At 34.3% G+C, this 16,319-nt stretch carries 15 protein-coding genes and 2 other annotated features; of the genes, 14 read left to right on the forward strand and 1 reads right to left on the reverse strand.

Features of this window, described 5'->3' with window-relative positions; genetic code table 11:
• Positions 1-119 precede the first annotated feature (119 nt).
• From RCJ96_RS11780 to RCJ96_RS11795, 4 genes are all read left to right on the forward strand, one after another.
• Positions 120-791, forward strand: coding sequence for an O-methyltransferase (locus tag RCJ96_RS11780; protein ID WP_139302744.1), 672 nt, complete (start codon positions 120-122; stop codon positions 789-791).
• 134 nt (positions 792-925) lie between these two features.
• On the forward strand, positions 926-1,798 hold the full coding sequence (locus RCJ96_RS11785; RefSeq protein WP_416503717.1) for an aminoglycoside 6-adenylyltransferase: 873 nt from the start codon (positions 926-928) through the stop codon (positions 1,796-1,798).
• Positions 1,799-1,915: 117 nt separating this feature from the next.
• Positions 1,916-2,743 (forward strand): peptidoglycan-N-acetylglucosamine deacetylase, encoded by an 828-nt coding sequence (locus RCJ96_RS11790; RefSeq protein ID WP_074607173.1) that lies wholly within the window; start codon positions 1,916-1,918, stop codon positions 2,741-2,743.
• A 94-nt stretch (positions 2,744-2,837) separates the two neighbouring features.
• Complete coding sequence (locus tag RCJ96_RS11795; RefSeq protein ID WP_070807291.1) at positions 2,838-3,152, forward strand: SdpI family protein; 315 nt, start codon at positions 2,838-2,840, stop codon at positions 3,150-3,152.
• 47 nt (positions 3,153-3,199) lie between these two features.
• On the opposite strand, the gene RCJ96_RS11800 is transcribed toward RCJ96_RS11795, so the two are convergent.
• On the reverse strand, positions 3,200-3,808 hold the full coding sequence (locus RCJ96_RS11800; RefSeq protein WP_270795671.1) for an NUDIX hydrolase: 609 nt from the start codon (positions 3,806-3,808) through the stop codon (positions 3,200-3,202).
• A gap of 83 nt (positions 3,809-3,891) precedes the next feature.
• Here RCJ96_RS11800 and RCJ96_RS11805 point away from each other — a divergent pair, with 83 nt between their 5' ends.
• From RCJ96_RS11805 to RCJ96_RS11850, 10 genes are all read left to right on the forward strand, one after another.
• Positions 3,892-4,530, forward strand: coding sequence for a pyridoxamine 5'-phosphate oxidase family protein (locus RCJ96_RS11805; protein WP_074607179.1), 639 nt, complete (start codon positions 3,892-3,894; stop codon positions 4,528-4,530).
• A gap of 235 nt (positions 4,531-4,765) precedes the next feature.
• Positions 4,766-4,997, forward strand: a binding site (T-box leader).
• Between the two features lie 114 nt (positions 4,998-5,111).
• Positions 5,112-5,343: a binding site (T-box leader), on the forward strand.
• 154 nt (positions 5,344-5,497) lie between these two features.
• Positions 5,498-6,793, forward strand: coding sequence for a homoserine dehydrogenase (locus RCJ96_RS11810; protein ID WP_074607183.1), 1,296 nt, complete (start codon positions 5,498-5,500; stop codon positions 6,791-6,793).
• Entirely contained in the window at positions 6,786-7,844 is a 1,059-nt protein-coding gene (gene thrC, locus RCJ96_RS11815; protein ID WP_000276450.1) for a threonine synthase, read from the forward strand. Before RCJ96_RS11810 ends, thrC begins: the two co-directional genes overlap by 8 nt.
• Positions 7,841-8,734 carry a homoserine kinase gene (gene thrB, locus RCJ96_RS11820; protein WP_416503719.1) on the forward strand — a complete coding sequence of 298 codons (894 nt, stop codon included), beginning with the start codon at positions 7,841-7,843 and terminating at the stop codon, positions 8,732-8,734. The genes thrC and thrB overlap by 4 nt, the downstream gene beginning before the upstream one ends.
• A gap of 112 nt (positions 8,735-8,846) precedes the next feature.
• Complete coding sequence (locus tag RCJ96_RS11825; protein WP_000808278.1) at positions 8,847-9,056, forward strand: DUF6366 family protein; 210 nt, start codon at positions 8,847-8,849, stop codon at positions 9,054-9,056.
• Positions 9,057-9,342: 286 nt separating this feature from the next.
• Positions 9,343-11,640 (forward strand): glycoside hydrolase, encoded by a 2,298-nt coding sequence (locus RCJ96_RS11830; RefSeq protein ID WP_074607185.1) that lies wholly within the window; start codon positions 9,343-9,345, stop codon positions 11,638-11,640.
• A 204-nt stretch (positions 11,641-11,844) separates the two neighbouring features.
• Positions 11,845-12,846 carry an LCP family protein gene (locus RCJ96_RS11835; RefSeq protein WP_242303584.1) on the forward strand — a complete coding sequence of 334 codons (1,002 nt, stop codon included), beginning with the start codon at positions 11,845-11,847 and terminating at the stop codon, positions 12,844-12,846.
• 159 nt (positions 12,847-13,005) lie between these two features.
• Complete coding sequence (locus RCJ96_RS11840) at positions 13,006-14,253, forward strand: hypothetical protein (protein ID WP_001174805.1); 1,248 nt, start codon at positions 13,006-13,008, stop codon at positions 14,251-14,253.
• A gap of 13 nt (positions 14,254-14,266) precedes the next feature.
• Positions 14,267-14,956 (forward strand): response regulator transcription factor, encoded by a 690-nt coding sequence (locus tag RCJ96_RS11845; RefSeq protein ID WP_074607187.1) that lies wholly within the window; start codon positions 14,267-14,269, stop codon positions 14,954-14,956.
• The gene (locus RCJ96_RS11850) at positions 14,953-16,314 is read left to right on the forward strand and encodes a sensor histidine kinase (RefSeq protein WP_074607189.1); all 1,362 of its coding nucleotides are present in this window, start codon (positions 14,953-14,955) and stop codon (positions 16,312-16,314) included. The genes RCJ96_RS11845 and RCJ96_RS11850 overlap by 4 nt, the downstream gene beginning before the upstream one ends.
• The last annotated feature ends 5 nt before the right edge of the window (positions 16,315-16,319 follow it).

Here is a 16,319-nt window from a genome sequence, read left to right on the forward strand (position 1 = left end):
TCTATTTTGTAATGAAGTAGATGTCCCTTCTTTATTTTTTGTATATGAGACAGAATTTTCGGTATAATTGAAAGCGAATAGTAGAAATGCATTGGAAAATTGAAGGGGATGGTATTTACATGAGTACGATTGAGAAATGGACGGCTGTTGATCAATATGTGAGTGATATATTAATACCGAAAGATTCTACATTAGAAGAAGTACTTCAAACTAATGCTATAGCTAATTTACCAGCACATGATGTATCGCCAACGCAAGGGATGTTTTTACAACTATTAGTACAAATTCAAGGAGCTCGTAACATTTTAGAAATTGGTACTCTAGGCGGGTATAGCACGATATGGCTTGCAAGAGGATTGTCATCTGAAGGACGAGTTGTTACATTGGAAGCGAGTGAAAAACATGCAGAAATTGCACGTAATAATATTGAGCGTGCTAATTTGACTGATAAAATTGAAATACGATTAGGATTTGCTTTAGATTCTTTAAAGCAAATCGAAAATGAGAAGTATGAACCCTTTGACTTTATTTTTATAGACGCTGATAAACAAAATAACCCCGCTTATTTTGAATGGGCACTGAAACTATCACGTCCGGGGACTGTAATTATTGGAGATAACGTAGTACGTGAAGGAGAAGTTATTGACAATACGAGTAATGACCCTCGCGTACAAGGGATACGTCGTTTCTATGAATTAATAGCTACAGAGCCACGTGTAAGTGCTACTGCGCTTCAAACGGTGGGTAGTAAAGGGTACGATGGATTTATAATGGCGGTCGTAAAAGAATAACGAAAGGAGATAAATAGAATGAAAAAGATGTTTGAAAAATTATAACATGTATCGTGTATAACGAGATTAGCTCGTGGACCTCCAGTTATACATAGCACTATATTATATATTAAAAAATTGGAGGCTATAAGTAGATGAGAACGGAAAAAGAAATGTTAGACTTAATTATAAATACAGCAAAAGAGGATGAAAGAATTCGAGCTGTCATCATGAATGGATCACGTGTAAATCCAAATGTGAAAAAAGATTGTTTTCAAGACTATGATGTTATTTATGTTGTAAAAGATATACGCTCTTTTACGTCTAATCATAATTGGATTCATAGGTTTGGAGAAATAATGATTGTACAAATGCCAGAAGAAATGTCATTAGTTCCACCAGATGGAGACGGGAAGTTTCCGTATTTAATGCAGTTCATGGATGGAAATCGGATTGATTTAACATTAGTTCCGGTTGATTTAATAAAAAAGTTCGTTGGACAAGATAGCTTAAGTAAATTACTTCTCGATAAAGATAATTGTATAGAAGAATTCCCGCCAGCAAGCGATAAAGATTACTTAATAAAAAAGCCTACAAAAAAAGAGTTTTTAGATTGCTGTAATGAGTTTTGGTGGTGTAGTACGAATGTGGCAAAAGGGTTATGGAGAGAAGAGCTTTCTTATGCAAAAGGAATGCTTGAAGGACCAGTGCGAGATATGTTCATCGTAATGCTAGAATGGCATATTGGTATGAAAACAGACTTTACAGTTAATACAGGTAAATTTGGAAAGCATTTTGAGCAATATTTTGAAGGGGAAATGTGGGAGCAATTTAAAAGGACATTTTCTAATGCGGAATATGAAAACATATGGGAATCATTCTTTGTCATGGGTAATTTATTTAGGGAAGTGGCGAATGAAATTGCTAACACATATGGGTATCGATATCCGCAAGATGATGATGATAAAGTGACGAACTATTTAAAACACGTGAAAACTTTGCCGAAAGGTAGTACATCAATTTATTAATAATAGTAAGCAGTAAGACTGTCCAAATTACGGACAGTCTTATTTTTGTTTATGAATAACAATTTCTCTAACAAAGTGCAGAGGAATCACATATGAAAATTTAGGGAGGTTTTTATCATGTATTATTTTTATTCGCCACAAATGTTTACTCCATATCAATGGGGACTAGAACGAAATGTTTCGTATGCTTATATGCCATATAACTCATTTTATTATGGAGACTATATAAACTCATTGCCGTACGTATATACCCCTCAAAATTATGAAGTACAAATGAAAGCAGATGAGCGTGGATCGTGGACGTCATTTTCTTGGGTTGAAAAATATGCGTACGCATTTTCAGGACCGTACAATAAAGCGGAAGTTGCTCTTACATTTGATGATGGACCGGATTTAGAATTCACGCCAAAAATATTAGATAAGTTAAAACAACATAATGTAAAAGCGACTTTTTTCCTGCTTGGTGAAAATGCAGAAAAGTTTCCAAATGTAGTAAAGCGTATTGCGAATGAAGGGCATGTAATTGGTAATCATACGTATAGCCATCCTAATTTAGCGAAAGTAAATGAGGATGAGTACCGTAATCAAATTATAAAAACGGAAGAAATATTAAAACGTATAGCCGGCTATGCTCCTAAATTTATACGCCCGCCGTATGGTGAAATACTTGAAAATCAATTGAAGTGGGCAACTGAGCAAAATTTTATGATTGTACAGTGGAGTGTTGATACGGTTGATTGGAAAGGGGTAAGTGCTGATACGATTACAAATAATGTGTTAGGGAACTCATTCCCTGGTAGTATCATACTTCAACATTCAACTCCAGGTGGACATTTGCAAGGATCTGTAGAGGCGCTAGACAAAATGATTCCGCAGTTAAAAACGAAAGGAGCACGTTTTGTAACACTTCCAAGTATGTTTCAGACATCGAAAGAAAGAAAGTGAATGTGTTATGAATTGGGAAAAATAGGGTCGTATCGTATAATAAGAGTGTAAGTTAGGGGGGATATAATTGAGCTATGCATTAGTAAACATAGGAATGAGCATATTGATTGGTGTTATATTTATACTTGCTGCACTTATTCTTCGAAAAAATCCACCAACGGATATTAACGCAGCATATGGTTACCGTACGAAACGATCTATGAAAAATAAGGGACTATGGGATGCGGGGAATAGGTATAGCGCAGAAGTGATGAAACAAAATGGATTCATTATGATGTTGATAGGAAGTTTTATTAGTATACTGTTTAAATATCCCCATACAACGTTAGCGATAATGATCTTTATGCTAGTACTAATCATTCGCTTATTCATACGAGTAGAGAAAAAGTTGAAGACACTTGAGCAATAATGAAAAATAGGACTCCCGACCGATATTAGTAGGGAGTCCTATTCTATTTACAAATCATTATTTTTTAGTAATTCTATTCCTTGCTCTATAACAAATTCATAGTATGCAATATCATATGGATAGATATCTTCAAATGTTATCGTTATCGGCTTATTGTTTAAAACAGAAATAGCTGTAAAAGATGAAATCTCTCTTTTTAATAGTTGTAGAAAAGAAGTTGCATGTACTTTCATCACATCATCTACTTCTTCACCTGGTGCGAATGGAAGTGGATCGATGACATTGTGAAAATACATATGGCAAAACTCGCGATCCGTAAGATTTGAAATTTCATAATCTATTGTAAAGATTCCTGTATATGCTAGATCAGTAGTTTGAAAGGAAAGCCCTAATTCTTCCTCAATTTCACGAAGGCCACCAATTTGTACATCTTCATCATGCATAATATGTCCAGCTGAAGTAATATCCCATATACATGGGGCGTCTTTTTTATTTTTAGAGCGTAATTGGAAATATAAGAACATATCTTCATCATCTTTTTCTACAAACCAACAATGAAATGTTTCGTGCCAATCACCGTCACGGTGCACTTCATCACGTAATTTCTTCCCAAGTGTATTTCTTTCAGAATCAAATATCGTTAACCACTCTGTCATTTTAATTCCCCTTTCTACAAATTTTATTATACAATAATCGTATTGAATTTTGGGAAAATAAAGAAAAAAAGGGGTCGTTATTAGTGGGAATAGAGAGTAAGAAAATAAAATCGATTATTTCAACAGAGGAAGAATTACGGGGAATATTGGGGCAACCAAGTGAGAGAGCGTTAAAGAAAGTTATTTCATCACTAGACCACCATTGTATAGATTTTCTATCCAAATCTCCTTTTCTAGTATTATCTACAGCAAATAAATTAGGAGAGTGTGATGCTTCACCGAGAGGAGATGCACCTGGATTTGTTTACGTATTAAACCATAATAAAATCATCATTCCAGAAAGACCAGGCAACCGCCGTATAGACTCCATTTTGAATATTATTTCAAATCCACGTGTAGGATTAATCTTTTTTATCCCAGGCCTTGGGGAGACACTCAGAATAAATGGCCGAGCGTATATAATAAACGACGAAGAAATTTTGCAAGAAATGCAGGTAAATGGACGCAATCCGCTACTTGGAATTGTGATTGAGGTAGAGGAATGCTATATCCATTGTGCAAAAGCTTTTATTCGTTCAAAAATGTGGGATCCAGAATCTTGGTTAAATAAAAAAGAGTTACCTTCAGCAGCAAAAATGTTGCTGGAGCATGCGAAAGTGAATGCTTTAGAAGAAGATGTTGCACGTTCTTTAGAAGAAAGTTATACAAAAAGATTGTATTAATAAAATTTTATTAATATAGTTTTCTGAGGTGGAGATGTACGTGGTTTAGAATAGGAAATGTATATATGAGGCATTGATTTACAAAGTGGAGAAATAACAAAATAGGTAAATCGAGCGACAGTTGCATAATGTTATTGTGAAATATAATAAAAAATGATTTTGAAAATTGTTAGTAAAAATAGGCTTGCTTTTTAAAAAGTTGATAACTATAATAAGTTAACAAATAGACATGAACGAAAAAGTAACGATAAGGACACGGAATCATTTTTACGGTTTACAGAGAGGGAAGCCAAGGGTGTGAGCTTCCTAACACGAGAAATGATTTTACCACCTTTGAACTTCAATAGTGAACGAGTAATCTAGTAATTATTGACGGAATCAGCCGTTATCTGAACTTGAGCAATCTAGAGAGAAATACGTCTAGGTTGGAACAAGGGTGGAACCACGAAAACACATTCGTCCCTTTCCTAGGGATGAGTGTGTTTTTTTATAGTTTTAGAGATTGAAAATTAAAAATAATTAAAAAATAGTATTGATTTTGTTTTTTATGCGAGTATAATGAGTTAACAAATAAACATGAACGAAAAGTAACGATAAGGACATGAAATCATTTTTACGGTTTACAGAGAGGGAAGTCAAGGGTGTGAGCTTCCTAACACGAGAAATGATTTTACCACCTTTGAACTTCAATAGTGAACGAGTAATCTAGTAATTATTGACGGAATCAGCCGTTATCTGAACTTGAGCAATCTAGGAGGAGATACGTCTAGATTGGAACAAGGGTGGAACCACGAAAACACATTCGTCCCTTTCCTAGGGATGGGTGTGTTTTTTTATTATTTTGAAAGGAGGTGCAGTAACATGAAACGATTTGTACGTACGGAAATAACCACCACCTGCATGGTTGAAAAGCAGAGCAAGGTGATTGATAAAGATAAAAAATAAAATTGTAGGAGGAGATTAGAAGATGAATAACGTCATTAATGTTGGGGTGTTAGGATTAGGTACGGTCGGAAGTGGTGTTGTCCATATTTTGAAAGAACATTATAAAAAAATTGCACTTGATACAGGGTATGAAGTGAAGGTGAAGACAGTCGTTGTACGTGACTTAGAAAAAGAACGTGATGTTTGTATCGATGGAATCGTAGTAACAAGTCATGTTGATGAAGTTCTAAATGATTCAAATATTGATATTGTAGTAGAGGTAATGGGCGGAATTGAAGAAGCGAAGCATCATATTGTTAAGGCTTTACGAAATAAGAAACATGTCGTAACAGCAAATAAAGATTTAATGGCTGTATACGGTGCAGAGCTTTTGCAACTGGCGAATGATAATGATTGTGATTTATGTTATGAAGCAAGCGTAGCCGGGGGTATTCCAGTGTTAAGAGGACTAACAGACGGATTAGCTTCAGATCAAATTGAAAAAATAATGGGAATCGTAAATGGAACAACAAATTATATGTTAACAAAGATGAGTCAAAAGGGATGGTCGTATGAAGAGGCTTTACAAGAAGCGCAAAAATTAGGTTTTGCAGAATCGGATCCGACAGCGGATGTAGATGGGCTAGATGCGGCGAGAAAGGTAGCTATTCTTGCAAACTTAGGTTTTTCGATGAATGTTTCTTTAGATGATGTGCAAGTAAGAGGGATTAGAAAGGTTGAAAAAGAAGATTTACAAATGGCCGAAAAGTTAGGGTTTACTATGAAATTAATTGGGAAAGCGGAGAAACAAGGATCAGCCATTCATTTAAGTGTAGAACCTACTCTATTACCAAATCATCATCCATTGTCGAATGTAAATAATGAATTTAATGCGGTATATGTTCACGGTCAAGCAGTTGGAGAAGTAATGTTTTACGGACCTGGAGCTGGGAAGTTACCGACTGGTTCTGCTGTAGTAAGTGATATTATTTCAATCGTTAAAAATATGAATCAAGTTCAGAAAAATAAAAGTGCGTTAAAAGAACCGGAACCGTATGAATTACAAGGGGATGAAGAAGTTGTTTCGAAATATTTCTTACGTATCTCATTACGAGATGAACCTGGGATGTTGCAAAAAATAACAGAATGTTTTGTTAATTATTCTGTAAGTTTAAAAGAAGTTATTCAATTACCTTTAAATCGTGAACTTGCAGAAGTCGTTGTTGTGACACATCAAACTTCAAAGTATCAATTCGAACGAGTTTTAGGAGCGATAGAAGATGTCGCAAGTGAAATAAACAGTTACTACATTATTGAGGAGGAAAAACAATATGTATAAAGGACTATTAAACCAATATGCTTCTTATTTACCGGTAAATGAAAACACACCTGATGTGAGCTTAATGGAAGGAAATACACCCCTTATTCCGTTATTAAATATATCAAAACAATTAGGGATTCAGTTATATGGTAAGTACGAAGGAGCGAATCCGACAGGTTCCTTTAAAGATCGTGGTATGGTAATGGCAGTCGCAAAGGCAAAAGAAGAAGGTTCGGAGGCCATTATTTGCGCATCGACAGGCAATACATCAGCATCGGCTGCCGCATACGCGGCACGCCTTGGAATGAAATGTATTATCGTAATACCGGAAGGAAAGATTGCACATGGGAAATTAGCGCAAGCAGTTGCGTATGGTGCTGAAATCATTTCAATAGAAGGAAATTTTGATGATGCATTAAAGGCTGTAAGAAATATTGCTGCGGAAGAGCCGATTACGTTAGTAAACTCAGTGAATCCTTATCGAATTGAAGGGCAAAAAACAGCAGCGTTTGAAATTTGTGATCAGTTGCAACGTGCACCAGATGTTCTAGCGATCCCTGTTGGGAATGCCGGAAATATTACAGCGTACTGGAAAGGTTTCTGTGAATATGAGAAAGAAAAAGGTTATAAAAAGCCAAGAATTCACGGATTTGAAGCGGAAGGAGCAGCTGCTATTGTAAAAGGGCATGTAATTGACGAGCCAGAAACAATTGCAACAGCGATTCGCATCGGTAACCCAGCAAGTTGGTCATATGCAGTAGAGGCTGCTGAGCAATCTCACGGTGAAATAGATATGGTATCAGATGAAGAAATTTTACATGCGTATAGATTATTAGCAAAATCGGAAGGGGTTTTCGCTGAGCCAGGATCAAATGCTTCATTAGCGGGCGTAATGAAACATGTTCAATCTGGAAAAATCAAAAAAGGAGAAACAGTTGTTGCAGTTTTAACTGGAAACGGCTTGAAAGATCCTGATATCGCAATTTCTTCTAATACATTAGATATTGCAAGTGTTTCAAATAATATAGAACAAATTAAAGAGCATATTAAAGGGGTGATTATGTCGTGATACCATTAAGTATTCGTGTTCCTGCTAGTACAGCGAATGTTGGACCTGGATTTGATTCAGTAGGAATAGCTTTGTCATTGTATTTACATGTAGTAGTAAAAGAGAAGTCTGATAAATGGCAAGTGATCCATTCCTTTGAAGATTCAATTCCGACAGACGATAAAAATTTAATTGTTAGCACGGCATGTAAAGTATGTCCTTCTTTATCACCCCATATAATAGAAGTTACTAGTAACATCCCGCTAACAAGAGGTCTAGGAAGTAGTGCATCAGCAATTGTAGCTGGGATAGAGCTTGCAAATCAACTAGGCAAATTGAACTTAACGACTGATCAAAAAGTTCAAATTGCTACAAATTTTGAAGGTCATCCTGATAATGTTGCTGCTTCTATATTAGGAGGAACTGTAATCGGGGCACTTGATGGAAAGAATGTATCGGTTGTGAGAATTGAAAGTAAGGAATTAGGCGTAATTTCACTTATTCCAAATGAAGAGCTAAATACAGATGAAAGCCGTTCTGTATTACCAGATGTATTTCCGTTTCATGAAGCTGTTAAGGCTAGTGCAATAAGTAATGTATTAGTAGCTGCGTTATGTCAAAAGAAATGGGAAGTTGTAGGGGAAATGATGGAAAGGGATCATTTTCACGAACCGTATCGTTTAGAGCTTGTACCGTTATTACCATCTATTCGTAAATGTGCAAAAGAATTCGGTGCATACGGTACAGCGCTTAGCGGTGCAGGACCATCTATTTTTATATTAACGCCTTATGAGAAACGTCAAGAAATTGCTGAGCAATTAGCGAGAGTATTTACGTCTATGAAAGTGTGTGAGCTAGAAATTGATCATAGAGGGATTACTGTAAATAAAAAAGAACGTATAGAACTATAAAAAAGCTAGCATTGCTAGCTTTTTTTGTTGTAAATAGCTTTTCAGTTGGCATATAAAAGAAAAGTAATCATGTATAATTTAGTAAAGTGTGTATTCATTTGGAGGTGATCCTATGAAGCAAGAGTCACCAGAAGAAAAAAGAGAACGTATAAGGCAAAGTGAATTGAAAAATAATCCTACAGGTTCTTTAAAGGATGGATTAAACAGAGCTGAAACAGGTAGTCCAGTTGATATGGCAGGTGGTATGAATTGGAAAGGTACAGCGCTAGTAATTTTAGTGCTAGCTTTAGGCTATATTATATACACTTATTTCTTTAGTTAAGAAATAAGTGTTACAACTTAGAATGATTTGCCTTTATTCCGCGTTAACGGACAGTAAAACTCCCATCCCAAAATTCAGTTGGAGCAAAGAAGTTAGGTGGGAGATTAACTGTCCGTAAACGTCCGATTGGTTCAACTAATAATCAGTGGGGGATGAACAAAACCCCCACTGATTAAAGTTTCACTTTATTTTTAATACGCAAATAGAGCTAGTTTATGCTAGTTTTATTTTTTTGCCACATTCCTGTAACAAAGCCCTTGTATATTCAGTGGTGGAGGTGCAGAAGATGAAAAAAATGATAGCGATATGTCTTCTTACAACGATGTCATTTTCGACTTTAGTTGGGTGTGATGTAAAAGGTAGCAATACTGTTCAAGAGTCTAAAATAAAGAAATCGACGTATAAAGAGTTTACTTACGATGTAAATCCAGAGACTTTCACGTTAACTGTCGAACATGATGGTGTAAAGGAACAGGCGTCACAGCCCTTGCCGAAAATGAAGGTGTCGAATGTAAAAAAAGAAAAGGATCGAATATCTTGGGAATATCCAGATCAAAAAGTAAAGGTGAATGTAGAGAAGAAAAAAGATCATTTGAATATTGAAGTGGAATCGACTGGTGCAGAAAGTTTTACGTGGCCGAAAGTACAAGCTGAAAATTATACACTTCCGTTATGGGAAGGGAAGCAAATTCCGAGCAATGATGAGAATTGGAAGAAGTTTTTAAAGGATGATGCATATTCATTTGCTGAATCATTTTCTATGAAGTTTTTCGCGTTAAATGGTTCGAAATATTCGATTGTATATATTGCGAACAATATGTTTAATAATGAATTGAAATTTCAATCGGATCCGAAAATAGGATTTGAGTTTATACATGAATTCCCACGTATAAATAAAAATAAAACATATGGATTTCAATTATATGTGACAAATAATGGTGCAGTCAGTATTGCTAAACTGTATAAAGAACATATTGCTCGAAAAGGTGAATTTAAAACATTAAAAGAAAAGGCTAGAAAAAATAAAGAGATAGAAAAGCTTTACGGTGCAGCTCATTTTTATTTTTGGAATCAAAATGGCTTATCAGAAAGTAATGTAAATTGGCCAAAGCTAAGAGAGAAAATAAATAGCCCTTTGTTTAGCCATATAAAAGAGCTTATTCAAAAATATAGTTCAGAGCCTGGGGAATTGAATGTATTAGATCAAGTAAGTAAACAAGATTTCATTGATAAGTATCAAAAAAATGTTATTTTACGTTATATAAACGAAGTGTTATCAATGAAAGAATTTTATAAAGATGATATTTTTCAAAACGTTAATCAGGAAGCTAGTGTGCTATTAAAGAAAGGTGTAGGTCACTTAACGAATACAGAATTGTATAGCTTAAATAAGCATTTATTAAAGTCGCTACTCGGTGATGCGGTTGAAGAGGTAAGTAAATGGGGTAATGCAGATGGAACGGATATACTAAAGGAAATGAAAGAGGCAGGAATAGAAAAAGCGTGGATTGGTCTACCAAACTGGGAACAAGGATTTATGCAACCTAATTTCGTGACAGAAGCTAAGGAAATGGGGTATTTAGTTGGTCCGTATGACTCATATCATTCCATTCACGAAAAAAGTGATAAAAATTGGAACACAGCATCCTTTAATGACCCATCATTATACGAAGAGGCTACTGTAACGAAGAAAAATGGAGAAAAGGTGCAAGGGTTTTTAGGTAGAGGGCGAAAATTAAATCCAACTTTATCTCTTCCTAGTGTAAAAGAACGAATGAACGATATATTACAAAATGGACCTAAATATAATTCATGGTTTATTGATTGTGATGCGACAGGTGAAATTTACGATGACTATTCAGCGAAACATATAACGACACAAGAGCAAGATTTAAAAGCACGTTTAAAACGAATGGACTACATTGCGCAAGAAAAGGGGATGGTCGTTGGTTCTGAAGGCGGAAATGATTTTGCTAGTAGTACGATTGCATTTGCTCATGGTATTGAAACGCCTGTAATTAAATGGGACGATGAAGATATGAGGAAAAACAAAACAAGTCCGTATTATGTAGGCGGATATTGGTCACCGAATCAAAATGTTCCAGAAAAATATGCGAAACAAGTACCGTTAAAAGAAGAGTATAAACAAGTATATTTAAATCCTGCATATTCAGTACCATTATATAAATTAGTATACAATGATTCTGTAATTACAACGCACCACTGGGAATGGGGAAGTTTGAAAATAAAAGATGAGGTTGGAAACCGTATGTTATACGAATTATTGTATAACGTTCCTCCGTTGTACCATTTAGATGAAGTAGAGTGGAATAAGCATAAACAAGAAATTACGCAGCACCTGAAAGTTTGGAATGAAGTTCATGAAAAGGCAGTAAAAGAAGAAATGACGAACTTTGCATATTTGTCAGAAGATAAGTTAGTACAATCAGCTTCGTATGGAAAAAATATTGAAATTATTGTGAATTTCTCAAATGAAGAGATAGAAATACAAAAGACGAAAATAAAAGCAAAATCAGCTTTCATTATTAATAATGGAAAGCAAACTATGTATACACCAAACTGATGAAATTATAATATATGAATTTAAAAATAATTTTATATAAATAGTGACTTGCCAAAAATAAGCACGAGAGTATAATGTGAAATGGAGTACATATTGGATTTGCGTAGTAACCTTACAAAATTGTAAGGTAATTGAAAGGAAATTCAATATGAAGGTTAATAGACTTGCATTATAATTGGGAAAGAGAAAGAGAGGCGAATGGATATGAGCTCTGAATTAGAACAGAATACGAGAAGCAGTAAAAAACGTTCTAAAAGAAAGTCAATAAAATGGTTCATTTTAATTCCGTTTTTCCTACTTATTTTTGGTGGAGTAGGATATGGATCGTTAATATATAATAAAGCAAAAGCAGTAGTAAGTGATGCATATGCACAAATTGATAAATCATCGAAGCGTGATAAAGAAGTTGAACCTTTAAAGGATAACATTTCAATTCTAATCATGGGTGTTGATGGTAGTGAAATGAGAAAAAGTCAATACGGAGAAGCTGTTCGAACAGATGCACTTTTATTAGCAACAATTAATAAAGATGATAAATCAGTTAAATTAGTAAGTATTCCGCGTGATTCACGTGTATATATTCCATCTAGAAAGAAATTAGATAAAATTACACATGCACACGTATTTGGTGGTGTTGAAAGTACACGCGATACAGTGGAAAGATTTTTAAATGTTCCTGTTGATTATTATGTGAAGTTTAACTTTGAATCATTCGTACAAATTGTTGATTCACTTGGTGGTATTGATATCGATGTACCAGTTACTTTCACTGAACAAGATAGTAAAGACCAAGCAGGTATGATTCATTTAGAGAAAGGCTACCAACATTTAAATGGAGAACAAGCACTTGCGCTTGCAAGAACGCGTAAAATTGACAGTGATGCAATGCGTGGTCAAAGACAACAACTTGTAATTGAAGCAATTGCCAAAAAAGCGATGTCTGTTCAATCAATTAGCAAAATGGGCTCTTTACTTGATGCAGTTGATAAAAATATGAAAACGAACTTAACTTTCGATGATATGCTTGCTATTACGAAAAATATGGCAGGATCTAATTTAGAAATGGAAAAAATGCAAATAGAAGGTACGGATAAACGTATCGGAGGTATTTATTATTACATTCCAAATGAAAAAAATGTAAAAGACATTTCAAATAAATTGAATCAGCATCTAGGTGTAACACTAAAATCAGTTCGAAATGAATAATAAAAAAGATTGGCTTCTGCCAATCTTTTTTTATCGCGATTTGTAACTTTTCTGTAACGATTTTTTATTGTAGAAAAATTATACTCATATGTATGAGAATATTGGAGAAGCAAAAAGTAAAGAGAAATAATGAAAATCTGTAATGAGGAAAGATATTATATGCAGAAATGGATAGGCATTATGGGAATCATTTTTATATTGACTGGATGTAAAATGTCTGAAGCTCCAACAAATTTAATGGAAGCTCCTGCCAATGAGAAATGGATTAATGAACTAAAAGAGCAAATAGATAAAGATTTGCCTGTTAATTATCGATTGCTTACTCCAATGTCTAATAAAGATAAACAGATGATTTGGTCAATGGATTTTAAACAAGATAATAAGAAAGAAGCCATTATATTTTATAAATTGCCGAATGCAGATCATAGTGTATATTTAGCCGTATACGAAAAAAACGGGAATGGTTGGAAAACGAAGTCCACACATAAATTTAATGGTGGAGATGTAGATATTGTTGAAGTTGGTGATTTTACAGGAAACGGGAAACGAGAGTTGTTAATCGGAATCTCTGTAGACCGTGAATCGTTAAAACATGTTATGTATGTTTTTTCGGAAGAAAATGAAGATATGAGGGAAATATATAATCGGAATTATACGAAGTTATTCATAGACGATCTAAATAAAAATGGACTGAAAGATTTAAGTCTTGTTACGTATGAAAAAGATGAGAAGTTGATAGTTGAGTTCATTGAACAATTTAAGACGTTATCTGAAGCATCATTCGATCCATTTATAAATAGCATTCAAAGAATACAAATGGGCCGTATTTCTAAATCACTAAAGGCGATTGTAATTGATGCAGGAGTTGGTGCTCATTCAGGTATAACGTATGTAGCAAAATTTGATGAGAATCATTATGAGGTATTACCTATAGATGGGAAAGAAGATTTGTTCAATGAATATGTTGTAGAAAGTAAAGATGTTAATGAAGACGGCATTATTGAATTTGTTCGTACTGTGCGTCCAAAAGGTTGGGAAGATAAACCACATGGTGATAGTCCGCTCTTTGAACGTTACATACAGTGGAGTGAATCGGGGATTAAGCCAATTGAAGAAAGATATATCGATATAGAAAAGGGATATTATGTGAAAATTCCTAAAGAGTTAATAGGGAAAATTACGATATCAGATGAGCAAAAGGAATCAAATTCTCAAAAGTTTTTGGAGACAAGTACAAATGAAACATGGCTTGAAGTTCATATGTTTAAGCGGAAAGAATGGTTTGGAATAAAAGGATACAGCGCAGCAGTTAAAACGGCTTCTCACGTATATGCTGTACCGAAACAACCACATTTTGAAAAAGTGAAAATATATGTAAAGCCGCTAGCGGATTATCAACAAGAGTAGGGAGGTGGAAATGATGCCAACAATTTTAGTTTTAGAAGATGAAATACCTATTCGTAGTTTTATTGTCCTAAATTTGAAACGTGCTGGATTTTATGTATTAGAAGCCAGTACTGGAGAAGAAGCGTTACAAATTTTATGTGAACATACTGTAGATGTAGCTTTACTTGATGTAATGTTACCGGGAATGGATGGTTTTCAAGTTTGTAAAACGATTCGGAAAGAAAATAAAAAAATAGGAATTATTATGTTAACTGCGCGCGTACAAAATGAAGATAAGGTACAAGGGTTAGGAATTGGTGCAGATGATTATATTGCAAAGCCGTTTAGTCCAGTGGAACTAACTGCACGTATACAATCGTTACTAAGAAGAATAGAAGTACATGATGAAAAAGCGAATACTATTACATCTGGCCCGTTTTCTTTAAATATAATAGAAGAAAGATTATATAAAAGCGGACAACTAGTCGAATTAACCCCTACAGAGTATATGATATTACAGTATTTAATGAATCAGGCTTCAAAGCCAGTTTCACGTGATGAAATTTTAAATATGATTTGGGGAACGAATTATGTAGGTGAGACGAAAGTAGTAGATGTAAATATGAGGCGGTTACGTCAAAAGATAGAATGTAATCCATCAGAACCTGAATTTATTCTTACTGTGTGGGGAAAAGGATATGTGTGGAAGGAAAGTATAAGATGAAAAGAAAAGTGACTTTATATTTTATGACGGTCATTATACTTATGCTTGTATTATTTGAAGTCGTATTTTCAGTCTCCGTTTATCGATATTATTATAACGGTATTGTGCAATATGTAGAATCTCATGCGAAGACAAGTACACGATTTTTCTCTGAATACAATTCATTATACTTTATTCGTTTGCAAGAATATAGTGGTGACATCATTAGTAGTTTTGAATTAGAAGGAACAGAATTACAGTTAATTGATCGTCATGGTTCGGTTATACAATCTTCAAGTGGACAAAGGGTAGAAGGTAAAGTAGTTATTCCGTATTCATTACTAGAAGGAGAAATGTATCATCAAGTCACTACTACGAAAGACAATGTGAAACAATTGGAAGTAATTAGTCCACTAATTCATCAAGGACAAACGATCGGTGTTTTAAAGTATACGACTGTATTAACACATGTATATGCTAAGATTATTGAAATTATAATGTTTACGATTTCTGTAGGTATTGTTATTTCAGGAATTGTATTCTTAATCAGTAGACGATTAGCAAATTCGTTTGTGAAACCTATCGAATCTATTATTCATGCTTCTTCTCAAATTGCAGAAGGTACATTAAAGAAGAAAATTAAAGAAGATTATCCTGGTGAATTAGGTGAGTTAGCACATAGTTTAAATCATATGTCTGATAAAATAGAAAAAGCGGAACAGATGAAAAATGAATTTATTGCTTCTATTTCTCATGAAATACGAACCCCTTTAACTGGAATTAAAGGTTGGAGTGAAACGTTAAAAACGGTAGATCATTTAACGGAAGAAGAAATAAAGCAAGGCATGGGGATTATTTCAGGTGAGACAGACCGATTAATTCACTTAGTAGAAGAATTGCTAGATTTTTCAAGATTGCAATCAAATCATTTTAATTTATATAAACAAAAGGTGCAATTATACGATATACTAGAGGAGACGATTTGGCAATTAACTCCTAATGCTGAAGAGAAGAAAATGCAGTTCATCAAAACTATAGAACGAATTGAATTGATAGGAGATCGAAATAGGCTAAAGCAAATTTTCTTGAATATTGTTCAAAATGCCATTAAATATTCACATAAAAATGGTAAAGTATATATTGAAGCGACTAAAAATGAAGGACAAGCAGTCATAAAGGTGAAAGACGATGGGATTGGAATTGCTAAAGAGCATTTACCGTATATAGAACAGTCATTTTACCAGATTAATAATCATGCTACAGGTGCTGGTCTTGGTTTAGCTATCGTTAAAAAAATGGTGGAGCTTCATGGAGGTACAATAAATATTATAAGTAAAGAAGGAATAGGAACGACCATTTTGATAAAACTCCCATTATAATACAT

It is taken from the genome of Bacillus sp. BSL6, assembly GCF_052928345.1.